The following is a 26,491-nucleotide window of genomic DNA, read 5'->3' on the forward strand; positions in this document are numbered from 1 at the left end:
CTCATGCAAAATAAAACGAACCCGTCTATTTTTTATGCGGCAGCACTTCTAAAAAAGGGATACGATACAATAAATCCCTGCTGCCAGCAAAGCACTGACGGGGATAGTCAGCACCCAAGCGGTCATCAGACTCTTCGTAACTCCCCAACGCACAGCCGAAAGCCGCTTCGTGGCCCCTACTCCGATAATAGCTCCCGTAATGGTGTGTGTCGTACTTACCGGAATCTTCAGATACTCCGTCAGATAAAGCGTAAACGCACCGGCAGTTTCCGCAATCACCCCTTCCAGTGGCGTCACCTTCGTAATCTTAGTCCCCATGGTCTTCACAATCTTCCACCCGCCGGACATGGTACCGAGTGAAATGGCCGTAAAACAAGAGAATGCCACCCAGTCCGGCAAGTCATCAATACTGTTTATCCCCATTCCCAGTCCTTCCGAATGTCCGGCTATCATAGCCGCAGCAATGATACCCATTACCTTCTGTGAATCATTCAGACCGTGCCCGATGCTGAACAAAGCCGAAGACACCAGCTGCAGTTTCTTGAACCACACCTCGGCCGTATGGGGATGCGCCCTGCGGCAAATGTACAAGACCAACAACGTAAAACCGAATGCCACCACCATACCAATCAAGGGAGCCAGAAAAATGAATGCCGCAATCTTCAGAATGATACTCAACTGGATGGCCTCAAAACCGTGTGCCATGATGGCAGCTCCGGCAAAACCTCCGATAAGCGTGTGCGAAGAAGAGGAAGGGATTCCCTTCCACCAAGTGAACAGATTCCAGGCAATAGCCGCAATCACGCCGGCCAGAATGATAGGCAAAGTAATGTAAGGCTCCATCACCGTTTTCGATACGGTGTTGGCAATGCCGAAACCGCCGATGACACACTTGGCGATGAAAAAGGCCACAAAATTGAAGAAAGCCGCCCATATCACCGCCTGAAACGGTGTAAGCACTTTGGTAGACACAATGGTGGCAATAGAATTGGCCGCATCATGAAAACCGTTGATATAATCGAATATCAGAGCCAGTACAATGATAATCACTAATAGTTCCATGCGTCCGTTCGTTTATGCGTATTTCACAATCAGGCTCCTCAAAATCTTGCCCACGTGTTCGGCTGCGTCCGTCGTTTTTTCCAGCTCATACATAATCTCCTTGATTTTGATGAGTTCAATGCAGTCCTTCTCTTCTTCAAAAAGCCTGGTGATGAAAAATTCATAAATATCATCTGCCCGGTTTTCTATGTCATGCATCTGGTTGCAATATGCGCGCAGCTTATCCGGACTCTTGCGGAATGCCTCCAGTTCATCCATGGCCTGGCCGATGAGGGCCGCTTCTTGTTGAACCATATGTCCCAGCTCTTTCCCCTTGTCCGAAATAGGATGCGGATTATAGATAGTGATACGCTTGGCACAGCTGTTTATTCCATCAATCACATCATCCATGCCCGAAGCCAGGTCATGGATATCCTCCCGGTCAAAAGGAGTAATGAAAGTAGTGCCCAGTTCATCCAGAATCAGATTGGTCAGCTTATCGCCCTCGCGCTCCAAATCTTTGATTCGTTTATAATCTTCCGCCCTCTTCTCAGGCGAGTCATGGCCCAATATTTCTATCAACAGAGCCGACGAGGACAATAAAATCTCAGACAATTGCTTCAGCAAAGGAAAGAATTTCGGTTCTTTCGGTGTGAACCGGCTAAAAAAAGAATTCTTCATAATGGATAAATGTACTAAGTATATTAATTTATTTTTGTTTTCGTTGTTTCAGTCTTGCACGCAGCACTTCTACCACGGCCGGCAGTATGGAAACCACAATAATGGCCACAATCAGCAGTTTGAGGTTCTCTTGTACAAACGGAAGGTCACCGAAGAAATAACCCGCATAACAGAAAATGACAATCCAGCAGGCGCCCCCAATCAGGTTGTACAGCATGAAGTAATAGTAATGCATCTTACCCATCCCCGCCACGAATGGCGCAAACGTACGGACGATAGGCACAAAACGAGCTATGATAATTGTCTTGCCTCCATACTTCTTATAGAACTCATGGGTCTTGTCGAGATGGTTTTGCTTGAATATTCTGGAATCGGGATTATTGAAGAGCCTTTGCCCGAAGAAATGCCCTATCATGTAGTTGCAAGAGTCGCCCAATACCGCGGCAACAAACAATATCAAAGCCAGCACATTGACCTCGAGAGGCATGTCGGGCAGTGCGGCAATAGCTCCCGCCACAAAAAGCAGGGAATCGCCCGGCAGGAAAGGTGTGACCACCAGCCCCGTTTCGCAGAAAATAATCAGAAACAATATGGCATACGCCCACATATGATATTCCTGCACTATATCAATCATATACTGATCGATATGGAGAATAAAATCCAATAGAAAATCCATTATATATTGATTATCAGTACTTAAAAAATAGAGAAAAACTCGGCATGGGGAGACGGGCAATCTCTCCGGCTCCCGAAAGAGAGGAGGGGAAAGTACTAAATAAGAATACGCCTCAGCGTATATACATAATATCTATATGAAATCTTATGGAGATGGAAAGTAAAGGGGAAAGAAGTTGTCTTTTCTTCCGGGAGCAGAGTTTTCAGGGTTCTCGCAACCTTGGCGGCAATGAAGTCCGGATTAAGCCTCAACAATTTCGAGCAAGAGGCATGCCGTAATGAGAAGGTATTTCCTATGCAACCGGCATCTGCCAGGCAATTATAATTCGCGTCCTCCCCTTTTTCCTGGCATTGTCTGCCATCTGCCCCCGACAAGCTGTACCGGGTTCCGGAGAAATAATGCACATCCGCAGTAGGGAGTGTCTTACATCCCTCCATATCATCAGAAACGGAAGTGAACTTCGATATGAGGAACAACCCTAACAAGATATAGAATATACATTTCGCCATAGCGGGTGCAAATATAGAAACTATTTTCGGATTACAACAGAAAAATGAAAAACAAAAAGCGGTTAACCGTTTCATCAGTCAACCGCTTTCTTGTTTTTGTAGTGGGTACGAGAATCGAACTCGTATACCATGCGTGAGAGGCATGTATCCTAACCGTTAGATGAACCCACCCTCGCATTTGTCTTGTACACCCTCAGGGATTCGAACCCTGGACCCACTGATTAAGAGTCAGTTGCTCTACCAACTGAGCTAAGAGTGCATCTGGCGGAAGCTGGGGGATTCGAACCCCCGGTACGGTTACCCGTACGTCAGTTTAGCAAACTGGTGGTTTCAGCCACTCACCCAAACTTCCTTTTTTATAACCAGCATTCTTTTCAAATGCGGTGCAAATGTAGGGCAAACTTTTGGACTGTGCAAATCTTTCCTACATATTTTTTTCACCGTTTTCATACAATTTGAGATAACACGTTAACACTCAAACCCTAAAACAAGAAAAAAAATTTGATACATATCAAACCGTCCTTTTCAACCTTTCCTTATCTTTGCGCGATTTTTAAAGTATAGTGCACATACACGGACAATGATACAACAAGAAAGTCTGAAAAAGCGGCTTGCCAAGCTGGCCGCCCCCATTTTTATAGAGACACTTCTCATCATGATGCTCGGTGCGGTGGACACCATCATGCTGAGCCGCCACTCGGACAACAGTGTTGCCGCCGTAGGGGTAGTCAACCAAATTATCATGCTCACTTTCCTCGTTTTCGAAGTCATCAACCTCGGAACGTCCGTTCTGTGTTCCCAGTATCTCGGTGCGAAACTACACAAGAAAGTAGTGCAAGTAGTCGGCGTATCCATCCTCGTCAACCTGGCGGTAGGTATCACGGTCAGCCTGGTACTGTTCTCCTGCGCCCATCCCATCCTCCGGCTGATGGGGCTCACCGCTGAACTGATGCAGGACGGCATGGACTATATGCGTATCGTAGGCGCTTTCGCCTTCTTCCAGGCACTATCCCTCACCCTCTCCGCCTCCCTGCGCAGTGCCAACAAGGCCATCTACCCGATGATGGTCACCGTCGTAGTCAATATCCTCAATATCATCGGCAACTACTCCCTCATCTTCGGTCGCTTCGGCTTTCCGGAACTGGGCGTGGAAGGCGCCGCCATCTCCACAGCCTTCAGCCGGGGTGTCTCCATGATTATACTGTTCGTCATACTGTTCCGCAAGCACATCCACCGTTTTCCACCGGCATACTTCCGCCCTTTTCCGTGGATAGAACTAAAGAACCTGATGAAGGTAGGCCTGCCCTCCGCCGGCGAACAATTGTCGTACAGCTCGTCGCAAGTCGTCATCACCTACTTCATCAACATGCTGGGAGTGGAAGCGCTCGCCACCCGTACCTATTGTGTCAACATCATCATGTTCGCTTATCTGTTCAGCATCTCCATGGCACAAGGCGGCGCCATCTGTATCGGGCATCTGATAGGCGAGAAGAAACCTCACGCAGCCTTCCTTATGGGAAAATACGTCATGAAGAAATCCGTCATGATTACCGTCATGCTGTCCTGCATCCTCGCCCTTTCGGGGCATGCCATCTTTGGCTGGCTCACGTCCAACCCCGACATCATACGTATGGGTGCCACCATCCTTATCATAGATGTACTCCTCGAAATAGGCCGCCCCATCAACATCTTCGCCACCAACGCCCTTCGTGCGGCAGGAGATGTCAACTACCCCTTCTACGTAGGGTTGGTGGTGCAGTGGAGTGTAGCTGTAGGTGTGGGATACCTTTTCGGCTTCCTCTTCGGCTGGGGTATCTGCGGCATGTGGGTAGCCTTCCTGTTGGACGAGAATATCCGCGGCTTCATTTTCGTCCGCCGCTGGTATGGCATGAAATGGGTAAACAAAAGTTTCATACGGAGCTGATTTTTTCTCGTAAAAACCTTATCTTTGCCCCTCGAACAAACAAATTATGGCTTTATGGATGCACTATTGAAAGAAACCGTAGATGCCGCTATCAACTCCCGCTATCCAGGCATGGCTCCCGAGGGAAGAAGGTTGATAGAGGAAATCCTCATTCGCAAGGAAGTAGAAAAGGGCGCATTATTACTCAATGAAGGGCAGATAAGCCATAATATCGTATTTGTAGGAAAAGGCATGTTGCGCCAATTCTATTATAAAAACGGTAAAGACGTCACCGAACACTTTTCCTATGAAGGCTGCATCATCATCTGCATAGAAAGTACCTTGAAGCAGGAACCCACCCACCTCATGATTGAGGCACTCGAACCGAGTGTCGTATACCTGCTGCCATACAACAAGCTGCTGACACTTACCGAAATCTCATGGGAAATAAACATGTTCTATCGGAAGATTCTGGAATATTCCCTGATTGTTTCACAGATAAAGGCTGACTCCTGGCGGTTTGAGACTGCACGCGAGCGCTATAACCAGCTCATGGAACATCAGCCCGAAGTCATCAAGCGGGCTCCTTTGTCGCACATTGCGTCCTATCTGCTGATGACCCCCGAAACACTGAGTCGGGTACGTTCGGGCATACTGTAACCCTCCTCCTGTCTGCCCGGAGAATACATATCTGAATTTGTATAGAAATTTTACCATTTCTCCCCTAAGCGTGCATTGATTGCCATACAATCATTTCATGCTCAAGGTTGTTTTATATGTATTTAAAATATTAAAATTCAGATTATGAATACTATACATAATTTTTCCGCTTCCCTGATACAGCGGACAAAACAAGCCGGACGATACAGTACATCCGGTATATATACCAGTACAGTGAACAGCTTTTTCCGCTTCATCGGCCACCGTTCCATCACTTTTGCAGATCTTACCCCCAGCCTCATCAAGCAATACGAAGACCGGCTGCTCGGCGAAGGGCGGCGCCATAATACCATATCCACCTATATGCGTATGCTCCGTTCCATCTCTCACCAGGCTGCCGAACAAGGCATTCCATTCACACACAGTATAGACGATTTGTTCGCCTATGTATTCACTGGCTATGAGCCTACCGCCAAACGGGCCATCTCTCCTTTACTAATCCGGCGCTTGGTAAATCTTGATTTGGAGAAGAAACCCGCCTTGCGTTTCAGCCGCGACATGTTTCTGTTAAGTTTTTACTTACGAGGCATTCCGTTCGTAGACCTTGTACATCTCCGCAAAACGGATGTCAAGCACAATACCATTTATTATTACCGCCATAAGACCCGTCAGCAATTGTCCGTACATATAGAGTCGTATGCCGCACAGATTATAAATAGGTATAAAAACGAAGCCGCCTCTTCCCCCTATTTGCTACCGATATTATCACTGACCGGGGAAGATGGTTACAGACAATACAAAAGTGCTTTACGGCTCTACAACCAACATTTACACACACTTTCGAAGATGTTACGGTTAAGCATTCCATTAACATCTTATGTAGCCCGCCATAGCTGGGCCACCACTGCCAAAGACGAAGGAGTGGCCATTTCTGTGATTAGTGAAAGCTTAGGACATACTTCTGAAAAGGTAACTCATGTTTACCTCGCTTCTTTTGACAACAATGCGATGAGTAAAGCAAATAAAAAAGTGATTGCAACAATCCATCCAAACAAAAAGAAAAAGCCCTAAAAACTAGAATTTGTAAAAGTATTCCTATTTGTATAGGAGTACTTTTATTATCCAATTTTATTCTCTTACTTACAAGGTAAGAGAATATGTTTTGTGGCTGCAAAGATATGAAAAAGATTACTACAATCGCAAAAAAATAGATTTATTTTTTAATTCATATTTATCTCATATATAGATATAAGACACATTGCAGCCACTTGTATTTCAGTCTTATATATTTACATAAACGCCCCCATTTTGAATTCAAAAATTAAATTTAATTATGAGATAAAATATCGTTTTACATTTTAATTACATATATAGTCTTTTAATGTAAAATACCTTTTAATGGCTGGTTTATAAGATTATTCTCCAAATAAAATACCACCTCTTACCTTGTAAGTAAGAGAATTATTAAACAAACAAGAATGAACAGTTTTTTCTCTTTCAATACCATTGAGAAAGAAAAAAGCTATTGAATTAGTGTGAATTATGAAACAAGTTCTCCATTTCAATAAAGTGATTAAGTTCGTCATTATCTTTGGTGACTTATGCTTACTGAACATCATTTTCATCTCGCTATATCACATTTTTGACTACCAAACACTGGGCAATGAATTTACACATTCATTGTCCCAGCTATTGGTATTATTGAATCTAGTCTATCTACTTTGCAATTACTCCAATGGCGTCGTACTGCATGAACGTATTGTACGTCCGGAACGCATTGTACGTCGGGCTCTCCGTAATACAACTTTTCACGCCACGCTGTTCATCAGCTTGGCTACTTTAGCAGATATCGGTACCAGTTCACTCCGTTTTTTCACATGCTTTTATAGTATTTTCTTTATCTGCCTCGCTATATATCGCCTTCTTTTCCGGTATTTACTGAAAAAATATCGAGAACATGGAGGCAACTCACGTACCATCATTTTAATCGGCAGTAACAAAAACATGACAGAACTCTATCAGGAAATGACCGGAGATCCCACCACGGGCTTCCGCATTACCGGCTATTTCTGTGATGTACCTTCTGATGATTTTCCCGAAGATGTCCCCTATTTAGGGCAGCCTAAAGAAGTTGTCACTTATTTACAGCAACACCATATAGAACAAGTCTATTGCTGCTTGCCTTCTGCACGTAGCCATGAAATACTTCCAATCATCAATTATTGCGAAAATCACTTGATTCGTTTCTATAGTGTACCTAATATTCGCAATTACCTGCATCGTCGCATGCACTTCGAGATGTTTGGCAATATCCCCGTACTCACTATCCGCGAGGAACCTTTGGCACAAATGGAAAATCGCCTGCTGAAAAGAACCTTCGACCTCTTTTTCTCCCTCGTTTTTCTGTGTACAGTATTCCCCTTCGTCTACATCATCATAGGTACCGCTATCAAGCTATCCTCCCCCGGTCCTATCTTCTTCAAACAAAAACGAAGCGGAGAGAATGGAAATGAATTCTGGTGTTACAAATTCCGTTCGATGCGTGTCAACATAGACAGTGACGAACTACAAGCCACCGCCAATGACCCGCGCAAAACAAAAATCGGAGATTTCATCCGTAAAGCCAGCATTGACGAACTTCCCCAATTTATCAATGTGTTACTGGGGCAAATGTCCGTTGTAGGGCCACGCCCCCATATGCTGAAACACACAGAAGAATATTCACGCCTTATCGACAAATATATGGTCAGACATCTGGTAAAGCCCGGCATCACCGGTTGGGCCCAAGTCACCGGCTACCGTGGTGAGACCAAAGAACTCTGGCAAATGGAAGGACGTGTACAGCGCGATGTATGGTATCTGGAACACTGGACTTTTCTATTGGATTTATACATTATATACAAGACAATCAGAAACGCCATTCAAGGCGAGAAAGAAGCGTATTGAGAATTAAAATTGAAAATCAAAAATTAAAAGGAGCAGTAATGAAAAACAAGAAAAGTATAGCCATCTTGATGGCGGCAATTACATTGGCAAGCTGCCAATCTTACAAAAAAGTACCTTATCTACAAAGTTACAAATCACTTACAGATAAGAGTTATAAGGAAATCGTCATCAATGAAGTCAACCAGCAGGATACCCTCTACGATGCGCATATCCAACCTAAAGACTTGCTGAATATCACCATAAACACCACTGATCCGCAAGCTGCCGCACCGTTCAACCTGACCATGCAGACCTATAATAATATAGCACAATCCAATGCCAGCACTACATCGCAACCAGCTCTGCAACAATATCTCGTAGACAATGCAGGTGAGATAGACTTCCCCGTGATAGGCAGACTGAAAGTAGGGGGCTTAACTAAAAATGCAGCCGAGAACCTTATCCGTGAACAGCTTCGTCCTTATCTCAAAGAAATACCTATTGTCACTGTACGTATGTCCAACTACAAAATTTCTGTCCTCGGTGAAGTGAACAGTCCCGGAACTTTCACTATCAATAATGAGAAAGTGAATATTTTCGAGGCGCTTGCCATGGCAGGCGACATGACCATTTACGGTATACGAAACAACGTCAAGCTCATCCGCGAAGACTGTAACGGCCAGCGAAATGTCATCAGCCTAAACTTGAACGAGCAGAATATTCTTCATTCTCCCTACTACTACATGCAGCAGAATGATATCCTTTATATAGCTCCAAATAAAACCAAGGCAAAGAGTGCAAGCGTCAGTAACAGTACCACTATCTGGGTTTCTGTGATTACTTCCCTTGTTTCACTCGCAAGTCTGATTGTCAACATTGTAAGATAATTTTAATCCTCAAAAAATGAAAGAAGATTTATACGATGACCTTTTAAACGAAAAAGAGGAAAAAACAGATTTCCAAGCCCTCTTTTTCAAATACATCATTCATTGGCCCTGGTTTGTGGCAAGCGTATTGATATGCACTGGCCTGGCCTTTGCTTATCTCCGTTACCAAATACCTGTCTACGAAGTGTCATCTTCTATCCTAATTAAAGAAGACGACAAGAAAAGTACCAACAATGCACTGTCTGCCATGCAGGATTTTGGTATGCTTTCCATGACCAGCAACTTTGACAATGAGCTGGAAATTCTGAAATCAAGGACACTCATCAAGAAAGTCGTGTCACGTCTGAACCTTTATACCAACATCGCCATCGAACAATCTTTCGGCTACGATGTTCCACTTTACAAAAACTCCCCTCTTGATGTGTTCATGACCGCCGAGGAAGCTGACAAACTGGAAGGGAACATTCGGCTGGAACTGATATACTCCCCTACCGGCCAACTGACTGTCACAGCCTTTTATATACAAAACGGAGACAAGCAAGAAACGACCAAATCTTTCGACGAACTACCTGCCATTCTACCACTCCCGGTAGGTGTCATCACCATTTCGCACAATGACTCATTGCCTACTCCGCAAGAGCCCGTCAATCTGAAGGCTATCATCAGTACCCCCACTGCCGTAGCAGCAGGCTATAGGGCAGGTCTGACCGTAGCCCCCATATCCAATACCAGTACCATTGCCACCATCAGTGTACAAAACACCCATATACAACGAGCCTCCGATTTCACCCAAGAACTGATAATACTCTATAATCAGGACACCAACACAGAAAAGAATGAAGTGGCCCAGAAAAGCGCCGACTTCATCGAGGAACGTATCAGCATCATCAACCACGAACTGGGCACCACAGAAACCGAACTGGCGGAATTCAAGCAACGCGCCGGACTGACCGACATCAGCAGCGACGCGCAGCTTGCCCTTCAGGAAAGTTCCAAGTATGAACAGCAATATGCAGAGAACGCCACCCAAATCAACCTCGTGAACTATCTGCGCGACTACATCAACAATCCTGCAAACAACGACGAGATCATCCCTGCCAACGTAGGACTGAGCGACATGAACCTGACCTCCGCCATAGACAAGTACAACAATCTCATCGTGGAGCGTAAGCGCCTGCTACGTACCTCCTCCGAAAGCAATCCCGCCATCATCAATCTGAACACGGGGATCGAGGCCATGCGCCACAATGTGAAAACCACCGTAAACAGTGTTTTGAAAGGCCTGCAAATCACCCGGAGCAACATCGACCGACAGTCGCGCAAGTACGAAAGCCGCATCAGCAACGCCCCCAAGCAGGAGCAGGAGTTCATGAGTATCGCACGCCAGCAGGAAATCAAGGCCACCCTCTACATCATGCTGCTGCAGAAACGCGAGGAAAACGCCATCACACTGGCTGCAACCGCCAACAATGGACGCATTATCGAAGAGCCCATGCCTGCCGGCATCGTTTCTCCCCAAGGCAAAAAAATCTATATGATTGCCTTTGTCATCGGCATCGGCATTCCCTTGGGCATCATTTTCCTATTGAACCTGCTCCGTTTCCGCATTGAAGGGCATACCGATGTGGAAAAGCTCACAAAGGTTCCCATTATCGGTGACATCCCCCTTACCGGTTCAAACAAGCATGAAGAGTCTGCCATTGCCGTACGCGAAAACGACAACGACATCATGACGGAAACCTTCCGCAGCCTGCGCACCAACCTGCTCTTCATGATGGGCGATCCGGATAAGAAAGTCGTCCTGGTTACCTCCACCATAAGCGGTGAAGGCAAGACTTTCATAGCTTCCAACCTCGCCCTCAGTCTGGCGCTGCTCGGCAAAAAGGTCATTCTGGTAGGATTGGATATACGCAAACCGGGATTGAACAAGTTGTTCCATCTTTCACACAAAGAAAAAGGAATCACCCAATACCTTGCCGCCCCCAAATCCACAGACCTTCATGCGCTGATACAGCCTTCCGGCATAACTTCCAACCTCGACCTGCTATTGGGCGGTCCCATCCCACCCAATCCTACGGAACTACTGGCACGCCAGTCACTGGAAGACACCATCAGTACATTACGCAAAGAATATGACTATATCGTACTGGATACAGCCCCTATCGGCATGGTGACCGACACGCTCATCCTTTCGCGCGTAGCGGACGCCAGTATCTACGTCTGTCGTGCAGATTATACGCATAAGACCGATTACCAGCTCATCAACGAGCTTCAGGAGCATCATCGTCTCCCCAACTTATGCACAGTAGTCAACGGAATCGATATGAAGAAGAAAAAATACGGTTATTACTACGGCTATGGTAAATACGGAAAGTATTACGGCTACGGTAAGAAATACGGATACAGTTGAGTTAGCGACTAGCTATTAAGAGTTGAGAGTAAATAATCGAGTGTCTAATTTTTAATTTCTAATTTCTAATTTTTAATTAACCCCGCCCCTCCAATGTGACAGGCGACCGCGTAGCGCGCCCGAACCTCAACTATTTATAGACCATAGAAATACTTTATTCAGCATATTCCTATAAGTCTGGGGCGTCATGCAAAGTGCATCGCTGTTCTTTGTACCCGGATTTATTTTGTTTGTTTTGTTTGTTTGGTGTTCCGGCAGGCAGAGCGCTGTTCCGGAACACCTTATTAAAAAAAATTCAGATGAGCCATACTGATATCACCCCTCATATTATTCCTCGTCGCCAATGGCTGGTGGCATACGTGCAGTCTTGTCTGGAAAAGAAGACTGCCGAACGGCTGAAAGCTATGGGAGTGGAATATTACTTACCCATACAAAGCGAAATACGCCAATGGAGCGACCGGCGCAAGAAAGTGGACCGCCTGGTCATCCCGATGATGATTTTCGTGCATGTCACTCCGCAGGAACGCCCCCTGCCGCTTACCTTACAAGCTATCAGTCGATACATGGTATTGCGCGGTGAAAGCCGTCCCGCCGTCATTCCCGAGGAACAGATGGAACGTTTCCGCTTTATGCTGGACTATAGCCCGGAGGCTGTAGAGATTTGCAGTACACCTCTGGCAGCAGGTGATGCCGTGAAAGTAATAAAAGGCCCCCTTGCCGGATTGGAGGGAGAACTGGTCATGATAGGAGGAAAAAGCAAAGTGGCAGTCCGGCTGGATATGCTGGGCTGCGCACATGTGGACATGCCGATAGGATACGTGGAAAAACTAAAAGTTAAAAATTAAAATGCATAAAAAACATAAGTCTCAATAACTTTCCATATATTTGCTGATGATAAGTGGAAAAATTATGAAGGATTCTCATAAAACATATATAAAATCATTTTCCTTACAAGGATTGTGGGGGTATAAAGAAGTGGAGTGGACAACCATCAATTCAGATGTAAATGTATTGGTTGGAATCAATGGCAGTGGAAAAACTACGCTCATGGATATCATGTATGCTTATTATACCAATGATGCAAAAGAACTAAAAAAATATCAATATCAAGATATTCAAAGCACCCCTCTCAGCACAGAAGTTTATCCGCTGGTATATCTCCGTACATTCGATACCCCTTTAGCCAATAAACGTAAATCAGGAAGTCCATTGATGGAAGAACTGAACAATGTGGTCTTTCAAAACAAGGAAGGCATCTCATTTTTCAATTATCGGATGAAAATGCTGGATTTTCGCGATAAAGCAAACGAGATACAACAAAATATAGATGAATTGTTTGGTATCATCAATGAATTATTCCAGGATACGGGTAAAACAATCAGTATTTCCAAAGGGAACAACAGTACATTGATATTCCACCAAAATGAGAATACACTCCATTTGGAGCAATTATCATCCGGCGAAAAACAATTACTGCTAATTTTGTTAAAAGTCTTCTTGCAGGAAAAGAAACCTGCCATCATTTTTATGGATGAACCGGAAATCTCATTGCATATCCGATGGCAAAGAGAAATTATCGACCGAATACGACAGATTAACCCTTCTTGTCAAATCATTATTGCTACCCATTCACCAAGTATGTTTGGAGCCGGCTGGGGAGATAAAGTTGTTTATATGGAAGATATAATAAAGTAAGCCATGCCGGAATCAGTATCTGCTTTTGAGATGCAAGCCGAATATTTTGCCAATATTCCCATTCTTGACAAAACATATAGAGCTTCCGTCCACTTGGAAAATGAAAAAGACGAGATGTTTTGGGACACCATGTTACAAGAATGCCGTCCCGGAAAGTACAACTACATTTATTTCAGTAAAAGTGAGTTAGGGAACGATTCAAAGGGGTGTAAGCAATGTTTAAAATACAAAAATCATCTTTCCCGTAATTTTTTTATCTGTATAGACAGCGATTTGAGGCATCTATCTCGGGAACAAGGGATAGACAGTGCTCATTTTATCTTGCAAACATATAGTTATTCATGGGAAAACCATTATTGTTACGCTGAAAAGTTAGAAAAATCATGGAAAAGCAAATGTCCGGAGAAAGCGCAGGGTTTCAGTTTTCTATATTTCATCAATGAATTTTCGTGTGCCACCTATACAAGTTTCCTGCATCTTCTGACAATGAGGAAACGAGGGTTCAAAGAAGACTTTTCTTTAAGGCGTTTTGATGAACCTATCCCACGACAATGCAACAATAAAGAATTAGCAGAAAACGGGAAAGGCATTCTTCGTAAAATAAAAACAGACAACTTCCCGTATGTCAATGTACAAGATAAAGTATACTTTCAACAGTTAGGTCTGAATGAAAAAAATACATATCTGCATATAAAAGGCCATACCATCTATACACTGATAAAATCAATAGGAGACTACTTTTGCCATCGCTCGAATATAAACTTTGAGAAAGATGTTATATTAGAAGGTCTGCAGACCATAGGATATTGGGAAATAGACAAAATACGGGAAGATATTACCGCAATGCTGGGTGATTAGTGATTATCCCCCCATATTCCCCCTTTGCATCAAAGCAAGGACAAGCCTTATGGATGGATGCACTGAGTTGCCGATGCCCTAAAATCCGGGCAAGGGGATAGTCCGTCTTCAACTGCCGGAGCAAGTCGAGCAAGGAACATTTCTGTGCATACGTACGTGTATCGGCGGGAGAACCTTCTTCGTTGAGCCCGCCTTCATAGCAAATGCCGATACTCTTGTCATTCCAACCGGTGGCATGAGCTCCAATCTGATGGACCGGACGACAAATATGCACCTCACCGTCACGGGTGATGTAGAAATGATAGCCGATATCGGCAAAGCCCCGTGCCAAATGACTGCGGCGAAGCGCCTCCACCGAAAAATGGCGGTCACAACGCGTAGCGCTGCAATGAACTACCAGGAGGCGTACCTCCCGATAGTTCTGATAGAAACTGCCTGCCTTCATCCGGCTAACGGTTGATGCAGGAAGTCAGACCAAACACTCCGGCCAATGTAGTGGCCACGGTAATAATCACTTTGAGGACAATGCCCCATACAGATTTTGATTTTGTTTTCTCACTCATAACAATTTGCAATTAAGGAATTAAATAATATGGTTATCTGGATTTTTAACATGCTAAAGCGCAGCCAATTAGCACATTAGCCTTCTATCCTAACGGATTTTCCCCCTGGTCTCCGTCCGAACCGCCTCCCGGGTTGCTGCCTCCACCGGCATCTTCACCCCCGCCAGTGGCTCCGGTCAGGTCCACGGTAGTCTTTCCGGCCTTCAGGGCTTTCACCACGGCACGGGCTGCACTTCGGGTTGCCACCAGATTGAATTCCGCCTCCTCCAGCAGCTCTCCAAAACGCTGGCCACAGGTCCAGTTCACATTCAGCCTACGGATATGGATGGCAGGATTGAACTCCTTGGCAGAAGCCGCGCCGATACTGTTGATGCTGATGTAGAAACTCCCCAGGTCGCCCAACTGGATTTTTTGTCCGGCCAGCAACTGCTCCCGCATGCAATCCACGGACATGGTGAGGATGGCAACGATATCCGAACGCTTGTACACGCAGCCATGACTGGCTATATGCTCGGCAAAGCGGTTGATGTCCATCACTTCCGAATACTGCGCACTTGCGTACGCTTTTTTGGCAACCGTCTTATCGGTAGGATTGCCACGCATCACGATACTGTAGTTAATCATAAATTAAAAATTATAAGTTAAAAATTAAAAGATAGGGAGACGATACTAATCCCAGGGGCTTACGATTACTAATCTTCGCGCGTCACGATTACTAATCTTCACCCTTCATCGTCTGACAGAACAAAGATACGACGTACCTCCGGGCAGAATAAGAGATGCGGTGAAGTGATATGAAGGGATGTGGGAAAATGTGAGATTAGGTAAGATTATACCGGGTTCCGGCAATGGGTATACAGAAAAAATTCCGTACATTTACAGTGTAATAACCAGTTAAAGCATTGTTTATGAAGTACGTTGAAGACTACGAAAATATCCCCGGCAAAGAGTGGCCCGTCCGCCCCTATTACAAACGTGAACTGGCAGAGGCATACGCCCCCACCATTTCACCGGCATCCGCACTCAACCGCTTGTCCAAATGGATGAAGCTGAATTTGGAACTGGACGAAGCCCTGCGGCATACCGGCTACAAAGGCTCCCAGAAAATATTCACCTCCCTGCAGGTGGAACTTATATTCAGGTATTTAGGAAAACCGTGAAAGAATCAATCCCCCACATAGCGCGCCATGGCGCATTGGTTGCGGTAGATTTCATCCCCTTTCAGCTCGACCACCCGATAACCACGACGGCCACCGGAACGGACAGCCTCATAGCCCTCCTGCTTCATCACCAGACCGAGGCGCGTGGGACTCAAGGGTTGCCGGATACCTATGTTGATATGTCCCAGTATCTGGGCATTGGTCAAGAACATACACTCCTCGCCCGGCATGGGGCGGCGATAGTACACCTGAACGAGCTCACGCTCCAGGCAGGGCACCTCAAAATAACGGTTATGAAGATTCACGGCATCAATCTCCTCCTGCTCAAACCAGTAGTGAAAGCCGCTCTTCCAGAGGGCATAGCCTTGCGCATACACTCCGGCATAGTCTATGGGATAATCGAAAGGACTGTCTATGGAATCCACCTCGAAGGGAAGCCAACGGCGGTTGCCACTGAGGTCGTTGAGGAAGGTGACGTTGTTGCTCGTGCCACAGAAGCTGGCAATATGCGGACGGCTCTCCTTGAAGTGTCCGTAGGCGGCACGCTCGTTCACGTCTGTCATGCCGGTGATGGCCTTCAACTGGCTGACCTGGGCAGAGGTCATCTCCTCCAGCTCTTCAAGGCATACCAGTGCAAACTCGGTCAGCGTAAAAAGGTCGTCCTTGCTGACGCGCCGGCTGTTGCTTTTCACATAAAAATAACGCTGAAGTTCGACAGGAAGCAGACGCTGCATCCAGGTAGTCTTGTAGATGCCCTGCTTACCGATGAAGACCAGAATCTCATGATTCACCACCTTAGTATCGAGCAGCGAAGCAATGGTGGCCACCAGCCACTTCTTGAAGTAGATGCCGAAAAGCTTCTGGTCGTCCTTCACATGTACGCCGGCAGCCAGACGAGCAATAGGGTCAGTAGTACCGTCCCAAGCAGGCAGCCCCTCCAGATAGGCTACAAAGGGATTGAAAAGCGGTGTGTACTCCGAATCGAGCACGGAACGTATGTCCGCAATGCGGGCAAGCATCCCTGCCTTGTTCATGCGGCTCCACAACGTGTTGACGTAGCGGTCGGTCAGCTCCGCATACTCCTCTCCGCAGTCGGTCATCAGGACTTCGAACTTGCCACTCACCGTATTTTTGCGGAACTTCGCCTGTTCGGAAAGGAACTGCTCGATATCTGCCACCGTGGCAAACTTTTCATCGCCCTCTCCCCTGCGGACAAGGGAGCGGGTGCCATGCTCCCCGGTATTCGCGTAGCAGGAGCCGATGACAGTTGCCACATCCCCGTCATAGTCAGGAAAGTGCTCCGCTGCCCAAGCGGCGGCTGTCTTCCGGGCCACTCCGTACTGGTTGAGCAGATACCCCATGCGCATCACATATTCGTTATGATGATGTTCACAATAACTCACTCCCTCCTCTTCCAGCAGGCGTTCGGCAGCTTTCACCACCTTCTCCAAACGTTTGTTGCGCTTTGTCGGCACAGCTTCGGAAGCGCTATCCTGCGGTTGGGGAGCAATCGGACTATCTTGCAAAACAAAAGAAGCGGCACTGGGATTGTAATATACATGAGGGTCGGAAGCCAGTCCACTGATACGGGTAGCATTCTTGCACTGCCCGTCGCTTTCGAAGCCCACCAGGCAGGAATAGTAGTCGTTGACTTGATTGAAATACTTGGCGTATTGCCGGAAGGCTTTTCCCTTTTCCGCTCCGTTCAGGTCATCGATGCGGCAGATGATACGGATGCCATGACCGCTGATAGTGGTGTAGGCCATCAATGTATACTTGTCGGCACAAATCAATGTCAGTGTGGCAGCCATCCGCTCGGGAGCGATATGGTCCAGGTCGACCAAGGTATAGCCGGTCCAGGCACAGATATGTTCGCGGGTCTTCCCACCTTCAAAGCAGACGGCAACAGCGAAGCAGGGACAGCCGGACTTCTCGCGGTCGGCATCCCTACGCAGGTCTTGCTGCAAGTAGTAGCGATGTTTCTCGGTGCGGTCTCGCAGGGCAGCGTCGCATTTAATGATGTTGACTATTTCTTCAAGAGAAGTTTCTACTGATTCTGTGTCCGAATAGCCTCTGAAAAGGCTGATATTGCGGTGTTCCATAATTTACTGATTTTTGTTTATGTTTAAAATTACGACGCGAAGGAACGCATAAGTGCCCAGATACACAAGTCCGGTCGTTTCCACTACATGGAAATGATTTCGCTTGTTTTTATTATTGTTTAACAATTAAAAGAGTCAACATGACAAAGAAAGAGCCGGTGACACCGGCATTCGGAGCCTTTCTGAGCAAATGCCAGAAAGAACAGCTCGTTAACGGCAGACATCTGACCAACGAGACCATCGCCCAAGCAACGATGATGAGTACCAGAACCTACAACCTTTTAAAAAAGGGCTGAGCAACAACATCAACCAGATACATGCCATAACGCATTTCTGGAGGTCGTTCCCGAAAACAGACCAAGAAAGGGAGAGTTTTGAGAAAGAGGTGGCAGATTGCCTGGAGAGTGATTTGAGGAACTACAGAATCCATACCGGAGTCCTGAAGCCTTAACTTCACTTGCAACCTTGACACTTGTGGCACCCTTTTTCCAATACTCCCTATTAGGCTAATATTTATCACACACAAACGATACAGGTCTGTGCATATTGATAATTTGTCTCGCGCGCGTAACGGGTATTTATGTTTAAGGGGTGACACAGGTGTCATTTCGGCTTACCACTGATTACATAAATTGACAGAAATTGAAAAGAAAAATTACCTACAAGAATCTGTGAATTTTATGGTATAGATATTAGAGAAAGTAAGCAGCTATTCCATATAAAATATAATCATGATTATGAAACAATATAATATTGCCGTTGCAGGTACCGGCTATGTAGGTCTGAGTATTGCAACTTTGCTTGCACAGCACAACCATGTCACTGCTGTCGATATAATCCCTAATAAAGTAGAACTTATCAACAACAAGAAATCACCCATTCAGGATGAATATATAGAGAAGTATTTGGCAGAAAAGGAGCTTGACCTAACTGCTACTCTGGACGGCAAGGCAGCCTACAAAGATGCGGACTACGTCGTTATTGCCGCTCCTACCAACTACGACCCGGTGAAGAACTTCTTCGACACCCATCATATCGAAGATGTGATAGACCTCGTCATCAGCGTAAATCCGGATGCGGTAATGATCATCAAATCAACCATCCCCGTGGGGTATACCCGTTCACTCTATATAAAATATGCACAACAATTCCTTCACAATCCGGAACTGGAAGGCAAGAAATTCAACCTGCTCTTTTCTCCGGAATTTTTGCGTGAGAGTAAAGCACTTTACGATAACCTTTATCCTTCTCGCATCATAGTAGGTTATCCTAAAATTATTGAAGGAACAGAATTTACAGAAGAAAATACAGCTATAAATGCCATCAGCAATCCCAATGCGGAAGAATATGCCAAAATTTTCGCAGCATTGCTCCAACAAGGTGCTGTTAAAGAGAACATAGATACCCTATTTATGGGTATGAAAGAAGCCGAAGCCGTAAAACTTTTCGCCAATACCTACCTTGCCCTGCGTGTCAGCTATTTCAACGAACTCGACACGTATGCCGAAATGAAAGGGCTTGATACCGCAGCCATCATCAACGGAGTATGTCTCGACCCACGTATCGGCACACACTACAACAACCCCTCTTTCGGTTACGGCGGCTATTGTTTACCTAAAGATACAAAGCAACTCCTTGCCAATTACGACCGCGTCCCCCAAAACATGATGACCGCCATTGTGGAAAGCAATCGCACACGCAAGGATTTCATTGCTGACCGTGTATTGCAGAAAGCCGGTTACTATAGTTATGCAGAAGGTAATTATGATGTTGCAAAAGAAAAGCAAGTTGTAATTGGCGTATATCGCTTGACGATGAAGTCCAATTCGGATAATTTCCGACAATCATCCATTCAAGGTGTAATGAAACGGATAAAGGCAAAAGGGGCAGAGATTATCATCTACGAACCGACACTGGAAGATGGAAGCACGTTCTTCGGCAACCGGGTGGTGAATAATCTGGACAAGTTCAAGAAGCAGAGCCATGCGATAATAGCCAATCGATATGATGCTTGTTTGGAGGATGTGAAGGAGAAGATTTATACGAGGGATATTTTCAGGAGGGACTGAGTAAAATCAATTGAATTTTTAGCCATACTCATTTTTAGGACACTCTAAAGAGCCCTTTCAAAGAAGGATACCCTAAATTGAGTACTTACAATCTAAATAGAAATCTTGGGATAATGAAAGCATCTTTAAGGAGCAGTGCCGTTTCCGGAATGTTATGGACAGCTATGGAACGGTTTGGTCACCAATTTCTTAGATTAATAATCGGAATAATAATCGCCCGTATTCTTGAACCGTCAATGTTTGGGATTGTGGGCATGACCGTTATATTTACCGATTTGGCGCAATCAATTCTCGACAGTGGTTTTGGCAGCGCATTGATTCAAAAAAAAGATAGGAATGAGGTCGATTATTCAACTTGTTTTTATTTTAATGTAATTGTTGGATTGTTTTTGTATGTAATATTGTTTATAGCGGCACCACATATTGCCGTTTTTTATCATACAGCTGAGCTTACAGATGTAATCAAGGTTATTTCGTTAGGTTTTGTATTTAATTCTCTAATTATTTCGCAAAACGCCAAGCTGTCTGTAGAACTTAAATTTAAAGCCTCTTCAATTATAAATATCACTTCATATCTCATTTCCGGAATCATAGGGATTGTCTTGGCTTATGTTGGATTTGGAGTTTGGTCGCTTGTATTCCAACAAGTCTCAGCCTGTTTGCTAAGAGTCTTATTCGTTGAAATATATACAAGATGGATACCAATGTTTGTTTTCTCAAGGAAGTCTTTCCACTATCTGTTTAATTTTGGGAGCAAGGTATTAGTGTCCGGATTTTTATTTAGTATTTATAATAATCTATATACATTGGTTATTGGTCGTGTTTTTACTCCAACGGAAGTGGGACACTACAATCGCGCTAATCAATTCGCTGATTTACCGTCCAGTACATTGATAAGTGTTGTGATGAAAGTTGCATATCCATTAATGTGCAAAGTACAAGATGATACAAACCGTTTACGACGAAGCTATCAAAAAATTCTGCGGCTTCCTATATATATTATTCATCCCATTTTAGTAGGACTAATTGTGCTCGCAGAACCTTTTATTGTTCTATTGATAGGTGAAAAATGGATTTTTTGTGTTCCTTTATTACAAGTATTAGCATTTGGCTATATGTTTGATCCGTTGACTCGTGTTAATTTGAATATTTTGTATGTAAAAGGACGAACTGACCTTATATTAAAATTGGACATAGTTAATCGTATAATAGGTTTGTCTATTTTATTTACGACAATTCCCTTTGGTCTTTGGTGGTTGTGCTTTGGCCGTGCTTTTTACGGCTTAATAGCCTATAGTGTTAACTGTTATTATACAGGCAAATTTATTCAATTAGGCTTTTGGGAACAAATGAAGTGTATTATTCCTCTGCTTGCAAAAGCATGGGCTATGGGATTGTTATGTTCAATACCTATGTTCTTAACTTCAAATTATTATTATCAGTTCATTTTAGGTAGTTTTATTGGCATAATTAGTTATATAGGCATATCTATTCTTACAAATGATGAAAATTATAATGACCTCATTGAAATAGTAAAATCAAAAAGGTCTATTGGTATGGCTGAAAAAACACCTAAATAAAAAAAGGTTGATGATAATTTAAAAAGTAAAAGAATAGTATTTGATGGAAAAAATATCAGTAATCGTACCTATTTATAAGGCTGAGAAGTTTATTGAGCGTACAGTGCGTTCGGTTATTTCTCAAACATATACTCATTGGGAATTAATTTTAGTGATTGACGGCAGCCCCGATGATTCGGTGGTTGTTTGCCGGAAAATGGCAGAACAAGATAGGCGTATCATCGTGGTGGAGCAAGAAAATCGCGGTGCTCACGGGGCAAGATTAACTGGCTTGCACCATAGCGATGGAGCGTATGTCGCTTTTCTTGACTCAGATGATTTGCTTCCTCCTTATTCTTTGGAAGTAATGGCTGCTGAAATTGGCAATGGCTGCGACATAGTGAAAGGTGTGGTATGCGTTAATAACGCTACGCCTCGCAAAGGGAAGAATGAGTATCAGACTAAATCTTTGACCTCAAAAGAGTTTATAGAGCAAATTTTTTTAGGAGATCTTGATGCATATATGTGCGGTTCTTTATTTTGTAGAAACCTATTAGACGATTATATATTTAATTTGTGCATTAAAAACAAGCTTACAATCGGTGAAGATTTTACTACGAATCTGTATATTGGTAAGCATATATCTCAAGCTAAAATAATAAATGAATGCACATATGTTTATTGCGAGAATCCTAATGGAGTGATGAATACAATATCAATGTCTGATGAATATGGACTTCGGATAGGTAAGATTAATCGTATGATTTTAGGGGATGACCCTCAATGGAACTATGCAAAATTGCTAAAAAAAGCAACGTGTGTAAGCAACTTCTTTAACCCGTCACGATCTTTTCAACACGAAGAGTATCAAGCTTTAAAAACATTTATAGCTACCTATGGGAAGGAACCTTTGTATCGATATATAGACAGACGATTTCTTTGGTTTTGCCAATATAAATTTATTTATCGGATATATTCATGGTGCTATAGAAAAGCTAAGGGCTTGAAAAAAGGAAAGAAAAAAACTATTAAATGAAAACGATAATAAGTTCTGCCACTAAAACTAGAGATAACAGTATTGATATACTACGTAGCTTTGCTCTAATTGCCATTATTCTTATACATTGTCATCCTGATAGTAATTTTGTATGTCAGTTGACAGAATTTAATGTACCTATGATGGTTTTCCTTTCAGGAGTGTCATATGCATTAAGTTCTAAAAACGAATCTTATGGTTCTTATTGCTGGAAGCGCTTCAAGCGTCTGATACTTCCTGCGTGGATATTCATATGGGGATATGGGTGCGTTCTGTCATTTCTTTCATCCAATTTTATGGCCAAATTCCTGCTTTTCAATAGCATCTTCTATACTTATTGGTTTGTTTGGATAATAAGGGTATTTTTTCTGATTGCTTTATTGGCACCTTTATTTAAAAAATATATTAATTTCATCAACAGTTCTAAGAAAATAGCCACACAATTAACACTTGTTTACGTTTGCTATGAAATAACGCTTAGGTATATCAATACAGATTTTCTTCTGTGGAATATTTTTGCGCAAATAATACCCTATTCCATATTTTTCATATTAGGCATGGTTACTGTTAAAACGGGGGGGGTAAAAATACATTACACAATACAACGATCTGGATTGTTGATATTTACCATTATTGCATTTTACTATTATTCTACTTCGCACCAATTCATTGTGACAAGTGCATATAAATATCCTCCTCAAATATATTATTCCTCATTCGCTATTGCAATAATTAGCATATTATGGATGAGAAGAAAATCTATAGAACGAAAAATGAATGGCATGTTAGAGGGTAAAGTAAGCACTTTTTTTAAATACATTGGCTCACATACTATTTGGATATATTTTTGGCATATTCCGTTTGTGGAATTTTTTACATATACAAACAGTGACATGCATTATATGGCTAAGTTTGCTATCGCTATGAGCGCAGCGTTTCTCATAGTTTTTTTGCAAGAGCAATTGATACGCAACTTGAACACTACGAATGGCAGGATTCAAAAATGGCTCAATATTCTATTTATAGGTTGATTAGTTTAGCGTAAATTTACAATAATAAAGAAAGATGAAGTTACAGAATATGCCCCAAAAGGTCAGAAGGGAATATCGTTATTACATCAAGAAGTTTTACTCAATATATAATCCTTAAAAGCTGGCGGATTATTTGTATTATGAAATTTTTCATAAACATATTAATTGGACACAATCCTTGTTCATGACAAGATGAACATTGATAAAAAACACATTAATCATATACTCAAAAAAAACTACACCGGAAATTCGGTAAAATGACAGCAAAACCTCATTATCTGAATATTAAACCATTAATTATTGCAGAAAAATATTACCCCCGAGAGAGAGGGAGTTGAATCTATTCTCTTTAAAATGGGAAAATTTAGACCGATACATATCGCCTGATTACAAGAATAATCATATGGTACCACAGCCTTCAAAGCTCGCTGATATGATAGAATACGCACGCAAACTTTCTGAACCTTTCAAGGTCGTTAGAGTTGATTTCTATAAAATAGACGGGCATGTGTATTTTGGAGAATTAACCTTCACATCAACTGCCGGACGTATGACATACTTCACGAAGAAGTTCCTTATCTTGATGGTTCAAAAAGTAAAAATATAAATTAAAATGCACACACCCAAACTAACAGTGGTAGTTCCATGCTGGAATTGCGAAAAATACATCGCGCAACTATTAAATTGTATCTTGAACCAGAGTTTTCAAGATTGGCGTCTTTTGCTAATTGACGATCATTCCACGGACAACACGGCAGTAGTTGTCAAAGGTTTTAGTAAAAAAGACCAACGTATTGCATATCATTTAAGGAATCGCCTGCCCAAAGGTGCGCAAACGTGCAGAAACATGGGGCTGAGTTTAGCGAGCGATTCTGAATATGTTATCTTTTTCGATGCCGATGATCTTATCGCTCCTTATTGTTTTGAGCAAAGGGTTTCTTACATGGATTTACATAAAGACTTAGACTTTGCCATTTTCCCGGCTCTTATGGTTTGCGAAGACCATAAGTATCACTATGTTTATGGCTACCAGCTGTTTGATGACACCTTAAAGGCTTTATTAAATTGGACTTTGCCGATGGTAGGATGGACTAATATTTATAGGGTGTTGTCATATAAAGAGCGAAAACTCGAATGGGATGAAAATTTACTTTCCATGCAAGATTCCGACTTTAACATACAGGCATTGTTGAAAGGATGTAAATACGCTTACGCTGATACTAAGCCGGATTATTTTTATCGTATTTTTAAAACTAACGGCAGTATTAGCAGTAAGATCAGCAGCAAGCAGCACTTGAAAAGTCATCTTCATCTGATAAAAAAAATATTATTATCATTAGATGTCGGGCAATTGGAAAAATACGACAAAGATCTTGAATGCTATTTATTGAAATTTATACGCATTTTCGCAACTGATGTAACTACTATGAAAGCCTTCGTAAATATTCCATGGATCAAGGTTCGCAAATGGTATACGATAAGAGCACTTGCCTGTGCTTATATCTCGCCCAAAGCTATAAAGTTGCTTTTCCCGAAGATTAAAAGACTCAATGCAAGAAATATGCAAAAATGGGAATTATTGATGAACGAAAAATACATGGACATAAAGAGTTACGATAAACTGTATGGTTTTCAAGAATGAACATAACCCTACATTCTCTATTATAAAGGGAATTGCTATCATCAGCGTAGTGATAGGGCATTGCGTAAACTCGTCGTTTTGGGAAATTTTTGTCAACCAATATCATTTGGCTATATTCTTCTTTATAGCCGGATATTTCTTTAAAGAAAAGTATCTGGCTGCTCCCAAGAATTACCTAATAAAAAAAATAAAGCGTTTGTATATACCGTTTGTGTGCGCAGGCATTGGGTGCGCGTTATTGCATAATGCACTACACAATATGTACATCTATTCTAATGTTTTAACTGCTACAGATATATTGAAAGAACTGTTTCATGTCACAGTACGGATGGTTTCACACGAAACTTTAATGGGCGCCATGTGGTTTTGTCCGGCTATGCTAATTGTTTCTTTGATAAGTTGGGGAGCTTTTAAAACAGCTTCACTACTAAAGAACAACCTATCGAAACAGGTAAACCAAATTTTAGTATTCTCGGTTCTGATTGGTATAGCTTCTATCTGCCTTTATGCCGTACATTTGGAAAGTCCTTATTGCATCTGGCAATATATGATAATATGTGGGATATTCTATGAAGGTTTCCTTTTTTCAAAATGTAAAAAAAAGATAAATAGGGGGGGGGGCGAAATATGCAACTCTTATATGCAATCCTATTTACCGTACTTTTGATACTGCTTCTTTGGCTGACTTCCATCGGTATCTACGGGCGTTTGCAGCCAGCCAACGTGAATGTTGAAAATCCTATAACAATCTTGCTTATAGCGGCAATGGGGGCTTTAATGGTATATTGCTTATCGCACTTGATTTCCAACAGCAAGATTGGAAATTGGATTGCCATTTGTGGAGATTACAGTTTTTCCATTATGTTATTGCACTTTCTTGCCTTTAAGGCGGTAAATCTCTTGCAATGCTTGATGTATGATTATCCGTTAGAGCGCATCGCTGAATTTCCGTGTATAAATTACCTCTCCATGGAGTGGATGGGGCTTTATATATTAGCAGGATGTACCTTGCCTATTGCCTTATCAAAACTCTATGAAATGATATTGCTTCATGTTTTCAATATCTTTAAAAGAAACAAGTAAA

Annotated in this window: 27 protein-coding genes and 3 tRNA genes; 19 read left to right on the plus strand and 11 right to left on the minus strand. The window is 43.1% G+C overall.

Translation table 11 applies throughout. The features are described 5' to 3' along the window. Nucleotides 1-48: 48 nt before the first annotated feature. From DW947_RS02195 to DW947_RS02225, 7 genes are all read right to left on the minus strand, one after another. Nucleotides 49-1,062, minus strand: a complete 1,014-nt coding sequence (locus tag DW947_RS02195) for an inorganic phosphate transporter (protein WP_005828041.1) — start codon at nucleotides 1,060-1,062, stop codon at nucleotides 49-51. A gap of 12 nt (nucleotides 1,063-1,074) precedes the next feature. Beyond that, on the minus strand, nucleotides 1,075-1,722 hold the full coding sequence (locus DW947_RS02200; RefSeq protein WP_057088281.1) for a DUF47 domain-containing protein: 648 nt from the start codon (nucleotides 1,720-1,722) through the stop codon (nucleotides 1,075-1,077). A gap of 28 nt (nucleotides 1,723-1,750) precedes the next feature. Continuing rightward, the gene (locus tag DW947_RS02205) at nucleotides 1,751-2,398 is read right to left on the minus strand and encodes a DedA family protein (RefSeq protein ID WP_044468001.1); all 648 of its coding nucleotides are present in this window, start codon (nucleotides 2,396-2,398) and stop codon (nucleotides 1,751-1,753) included. Between the two features lie 95 nt (nucleotides 2,399-2,493). Next, on the minus strand, nucleotides 2,494-2,907 hold the full coding sequence (locus DW947_RS02210) for a hypothetical protein (RefSeq protein ID WP_087332590.1): 414 nt from the start codon (nucleotides 2,905-2,907) through the stop codon (nucleotides 2,494-2,496). Nucleotides 2,908-3,006: 99 nt separating this feature from the next. Then, a tRNA-Glu gene (locus DW947_RS02215) sits at nucleotides 3,007-3,078 on the minus strand. A 15-nt stretch (nucleotides 3,079-3,093) separates the two neighbouring features. After that, nucleotides 3,094-3,166 (minus strand) — tRNA-Lys (locus DW947_RS02220). A 3-nt stretch (nucleotides 3,167-3,169) separates the two neighbouring features. After that, a tRNA-Ser gene (locus tag DW947_RS02225) sits at nucleotides 3,170-3,259 on the minus strand. 228 nt (nucleotides 3,260-3,487) lie between these two features. On the opposite strand from DW947_RS02225, the gene DW947_RS02230 reads away from it, so the two are divergent. The 9 genes from DW947_RS02230 to DW947_RS02270 all read left to right on the plus strand — a co-directional run bounded on the left by DW947_RS02230 (nucleotide 3,488) and on the right by DW947_RS02270 (nucleotide 14,245). Next, nucleotides 3,488-4,831: an MATE family efflux transporter gene (locus tag DW947_RS02230; RefSeq protein WP_117962788.1), complete on the plus strand. Its 1,344-nt coding sequence runs from the start codon at nucleotides 3,488-3,490 to the stop codon at nucleotides 4,829-4,831. 54 nt (nucleotides 4,832-4,885) lie between these two features. Beyond that, nucleotides 4,886-5,470 (plus strand): Crp/Fnr family transcriptional regulator, encoded by a 585-nt coding sequence (locus tag DW947_RS02235; protein ID WP_005828036.1) that lies wholly within the window; start codon nucleotides 4,886-4,888, stop codon nucleotides 5,468-5,470. Between the two features lie 144 nt (nucleotides 5,471-5,614). Beyond that, nucleotides 5,615-6,541, plus strand: a complete 927-nt coding sequence (locus tag DW947_RS02240; RefSeq protein ID WP_008663082.1) for a tyrosine-type recombinase/integrase — start codon at nucleotides 5,615-5,617, stop codon at nucleotides 6,539-6,541. Between the two features lie 471 nt (nucleotides 6,542-7,012). Next, nucleotides 7,013-8,416: an undecaprenyl-phosphate glucose phosphotransferase gene (locus tag DW947_RS02245; RefSeq protein ID WP_117962786.1), complete on the plus strand. Its 1,404-nt coding sequence runs from the start codon at nucleotides 7,013-7,015 to the stop codon at nucleotides 8,414-8,416. Nucleotides 8,417-8,454: 38 nt separating this feature from the next. Next, the gene (locus DW947_RS02250) at nucleotides 8,455-9,282 is read left to right on the plus strand and encodes a polysaccharide biosynthesis/export family protein (RefSeq protein ID WP_044468649.1); all 828 of its coding nucleotides are present in this window, start codon (nucleotides 8,455-8,457) and stop codon (nucleotides 9,280-9,282) included. Nucleotides 9,283-9,298: 16 nt separating this feature from the next. Next, nucleotides 9,299-11,692: a GumC family protein gene (locus DW947_RS02255; RefSeq protein WP_117962784.1), complete on the plus strand. Its 2,394-nt coding sequence runs from the start codon at nucleotides 9,299-9,301 to the stop codon at nucleotides 11,690-11,692. Between the two features lie 299 nt (nucleotides 11,693-11,991). Then, a complete protein-coding gene (locus DW947_RS02260; protein WP_057281277.1) occupies nucleotides 11,992-12,537 on the plus strand; it encodes a UpxY family transcription antiterminator in 546 nt (181 codons plus the stop codon). Nucleotides 12,538-12,601: 64 nt separating this feature from the next. Next, nucleotides 12,602-13,387 (plus strand): AAA family ATPase, encoded by a 786-nt coding sequence (locus DW947_RS02265; protein ID WP_064774928.1) that lies wholly within the window; start codon nucleotides 12,602-12,604, stop codon nucleotides 13,385-13,387. 3 nt (nucleotides 13,388-13,390) lie between these two features. After that, complete coding sequence (locus DW947_RS02270; RefSeq protein WP_057281279.1) at nucleotides 13,391-14,245, plus strand: DUF4435 domain-containing protein; 855 nt, start codon at nucleotides 13,391-13,393, stop codon at nucleotides 14,243-14,245. Here the strand turns inward: DW947_RS02270 and DW947_RS02275 are convergent. From DW947_RS02275 to DW947_RS02280, 3 genes are all read right to left on the minus strand, one after another. Next, entirely contained in the window at nucleotides 14,223-14,690 is a 468-nt protein-coding gene (locus DW947_RS02275) for an N-acetylmuramoyl-L-alanine amidase (protein WP_057281280.1), read from the minus strand. The genes DW947_RS02270 and DW947_RS02275 overlap by 23 nt on opposite strands. A 4-nt stretch (nucleotides 14,691-14,694) precedes the next feature. Then, a complete protein-coding gene (locus tag DW947_RS21500; RefSeq protein ID WP_005828021.1) occupies nucleotides 14,695-14,808 on the minus strand; it encodes a smalltalk protein in 114 nt (37 codons plus the stop codon). An 84-nt stretch (nucleotides 14,809-14,892) separates the two neighbouring features. After that, on the minus strand, nucleotides 14,893-15,432 hold the full coding sequence (locus DW947_RS02280; RefSeq protein ID WP_005828019.1) for a hypothetical protein: 540 nt from the start codon (nucleotides 15,430-15,432) through the stop codon (nucleotides 14,893-14,895). Nucleotides 15,433-15,716: 284 nt separating this feature from the next. Here DW947_RS02280 and DW947_RS02285 point away from each other — a divergent pair, with 284 nt between their 5' ends. Beyond that, nucleotides 15,717-15,968, plus strand: a complete 252-nt coding sequence (locus DW947_RS02285; protein ID WP_005828017.1) for a DUF4248 domain-containing protein — start codon at nucleotides 15,717-15,719, stop codon at nucleotides 15,966-15,968. A gap of 5 nt (nucleotides 15,969-15,973) precedes the next feature. Here the strand turns inward: DW947_RS02285 and DW947_RS02290 are convergent, their stop codons facing one another. Continuing rightward, a complete protein-coding gene (locus DW947_RS02290; RefSeq protein ID WP_117962782.1) occupies nucleotides 15,974-18,070 on the minus strand; it encodes a BT4734/BF3469 family protein in 2,097 nt (698 codons plus the stop codon). Between the two features lie 140 nt (nucleotides 18,071-18,210). On the opposite strand from DW947_RS02290, the gene DW947_RS21505 reads away from it, so the two are divergent. From DW947_RS21505 to DW947_RS02330, 9 genes are all read left to right on the plus strand, one after another. Then, nucleotides 18,211-18,366 carry a hypothetical protein gene (locus DW947_RS21505; RefSeq protein ID WP_005828011.1) on the plus strand — a complete coding sequence of 52 codons (156 nt, stop codon included), beginning with the start codon at nucleotides 18,211-18,213 and terminating at the stop codon, nucleotides 18,364-18,366. Nucleotides 18,367-18,801: 435 nt separating this feature from the next. Beyond that, nucleotides 18,802-20,139, plus strand: coding sequence for a nucleotide sugar dehydrogenase (locus tag DW947_RS02295; protein ID WP_117866159.1), 1,338 nt, complete (start codon nucleotides 18,802-18,804; stop codon nucleotides 20,137-20,139). 113 nt (nucleotides 20,140-20,252) lie between these two features. Then, a complete protein-coding gene (locus tag DW947_RS02300; protein WP_117866160.1) occupies nucleotides 20,253-21,719 on the plus strand; it encodes a lipopolysaccharide biosynthesis protein in 1,467 nt (488 codons plus the stop codon). A gap of 43 nt (nucleotides 21,720-21,762) precedes the next feature. Continuing rightward, complete coding sequence (locus DW947_RS02305; RefSeq protein ID WP_117866161.1) at nucleotides 21,763-22,734, plus strand: glycosyltransferase family 2 protein; 972 nt, start codon at nucleotides 21,763-21,765, stop codon at nucleotides 22,732-22,734. After that, on the plus strand, nucleotides 22,731-23,765 hold the full coding sequence (locus DW947_RS02310) for an acyltransferase family protein (RefSeq protein WP_117962778.1): 1,035 nt from the start codon (nucleotides 22,731-22,733) through the stop codon (nucleotides 23,763-23,765). Before DW947_RS02305 ends, DW947_RS02310 begins: the two co-directional genes overlap by 4 nt. A gap of 334 nt (nucleotides 23,766-24,099) precedes the next feature. Beyond that, nucleotides 24,100-24,372 (plus strand): ATP-grasp fold amidoligase family protein, encoded by a 273-nt coding sequence (locus DW947_RS22085; protein WP_158589305.1) that lies wholly within the window; start codon nucleotides 24,100-24,102, stop codon nucleotides 24,370-24,372. Between the two features lie 6 nt (nucleotides 24,373-24,378). Continuing rightward, nucleotides 24,379-25,407: a glycosyltransferase family 2 protein gene (locus tag DW947_RS02320; RefSeq protein WP_117962776.1), complete on the plus strand. Its 1,029-nt coding sequence runs from the start codon at nucleotides 24,379-24,381 to the stop codon at nucleotides 25,405-25,407. Beyond that, a complete protein-coding gene (locus DW947_RS22090) occupies nucleotides 25,391-26,074 on the plus strand; it encodes an acyltransferase family protein (protein ID WP_117866165.1) in 684 nt (227 codons plus the stop codon). Before DW947_RS02320 ends, DW947_RS22090 begins: the two co-directional genes overlap by 17 nt. Further along, a complete protein-coding gene (locus DW947_RS02330) occupies nucleotides 26,071-26,490 on the plus strand; it encodes a hypothetical protein (protein WP_133303602.1) in 420 nt (139 codons plus the stop codon). Before DW947_RS22090 ends, DW947_RS02330 begins: the two co-directional genes overlap by 4 nt. The last annotated feature ends 1 nt before the right edge of the window (nucleotide 26,491 follow it).

The sequence above is a fragment of the Bacteroides sp. AM44-19 genome (assembly GCF_003603395.1).
In the GTDB taxonomy this organism is placed as follows: domain Bacteria; phylum Bacteroidota; class Bacteroidia; order Bacteroidales; family Bacteroidaceae; genus Bacteroides; species Bacteroides uniformis.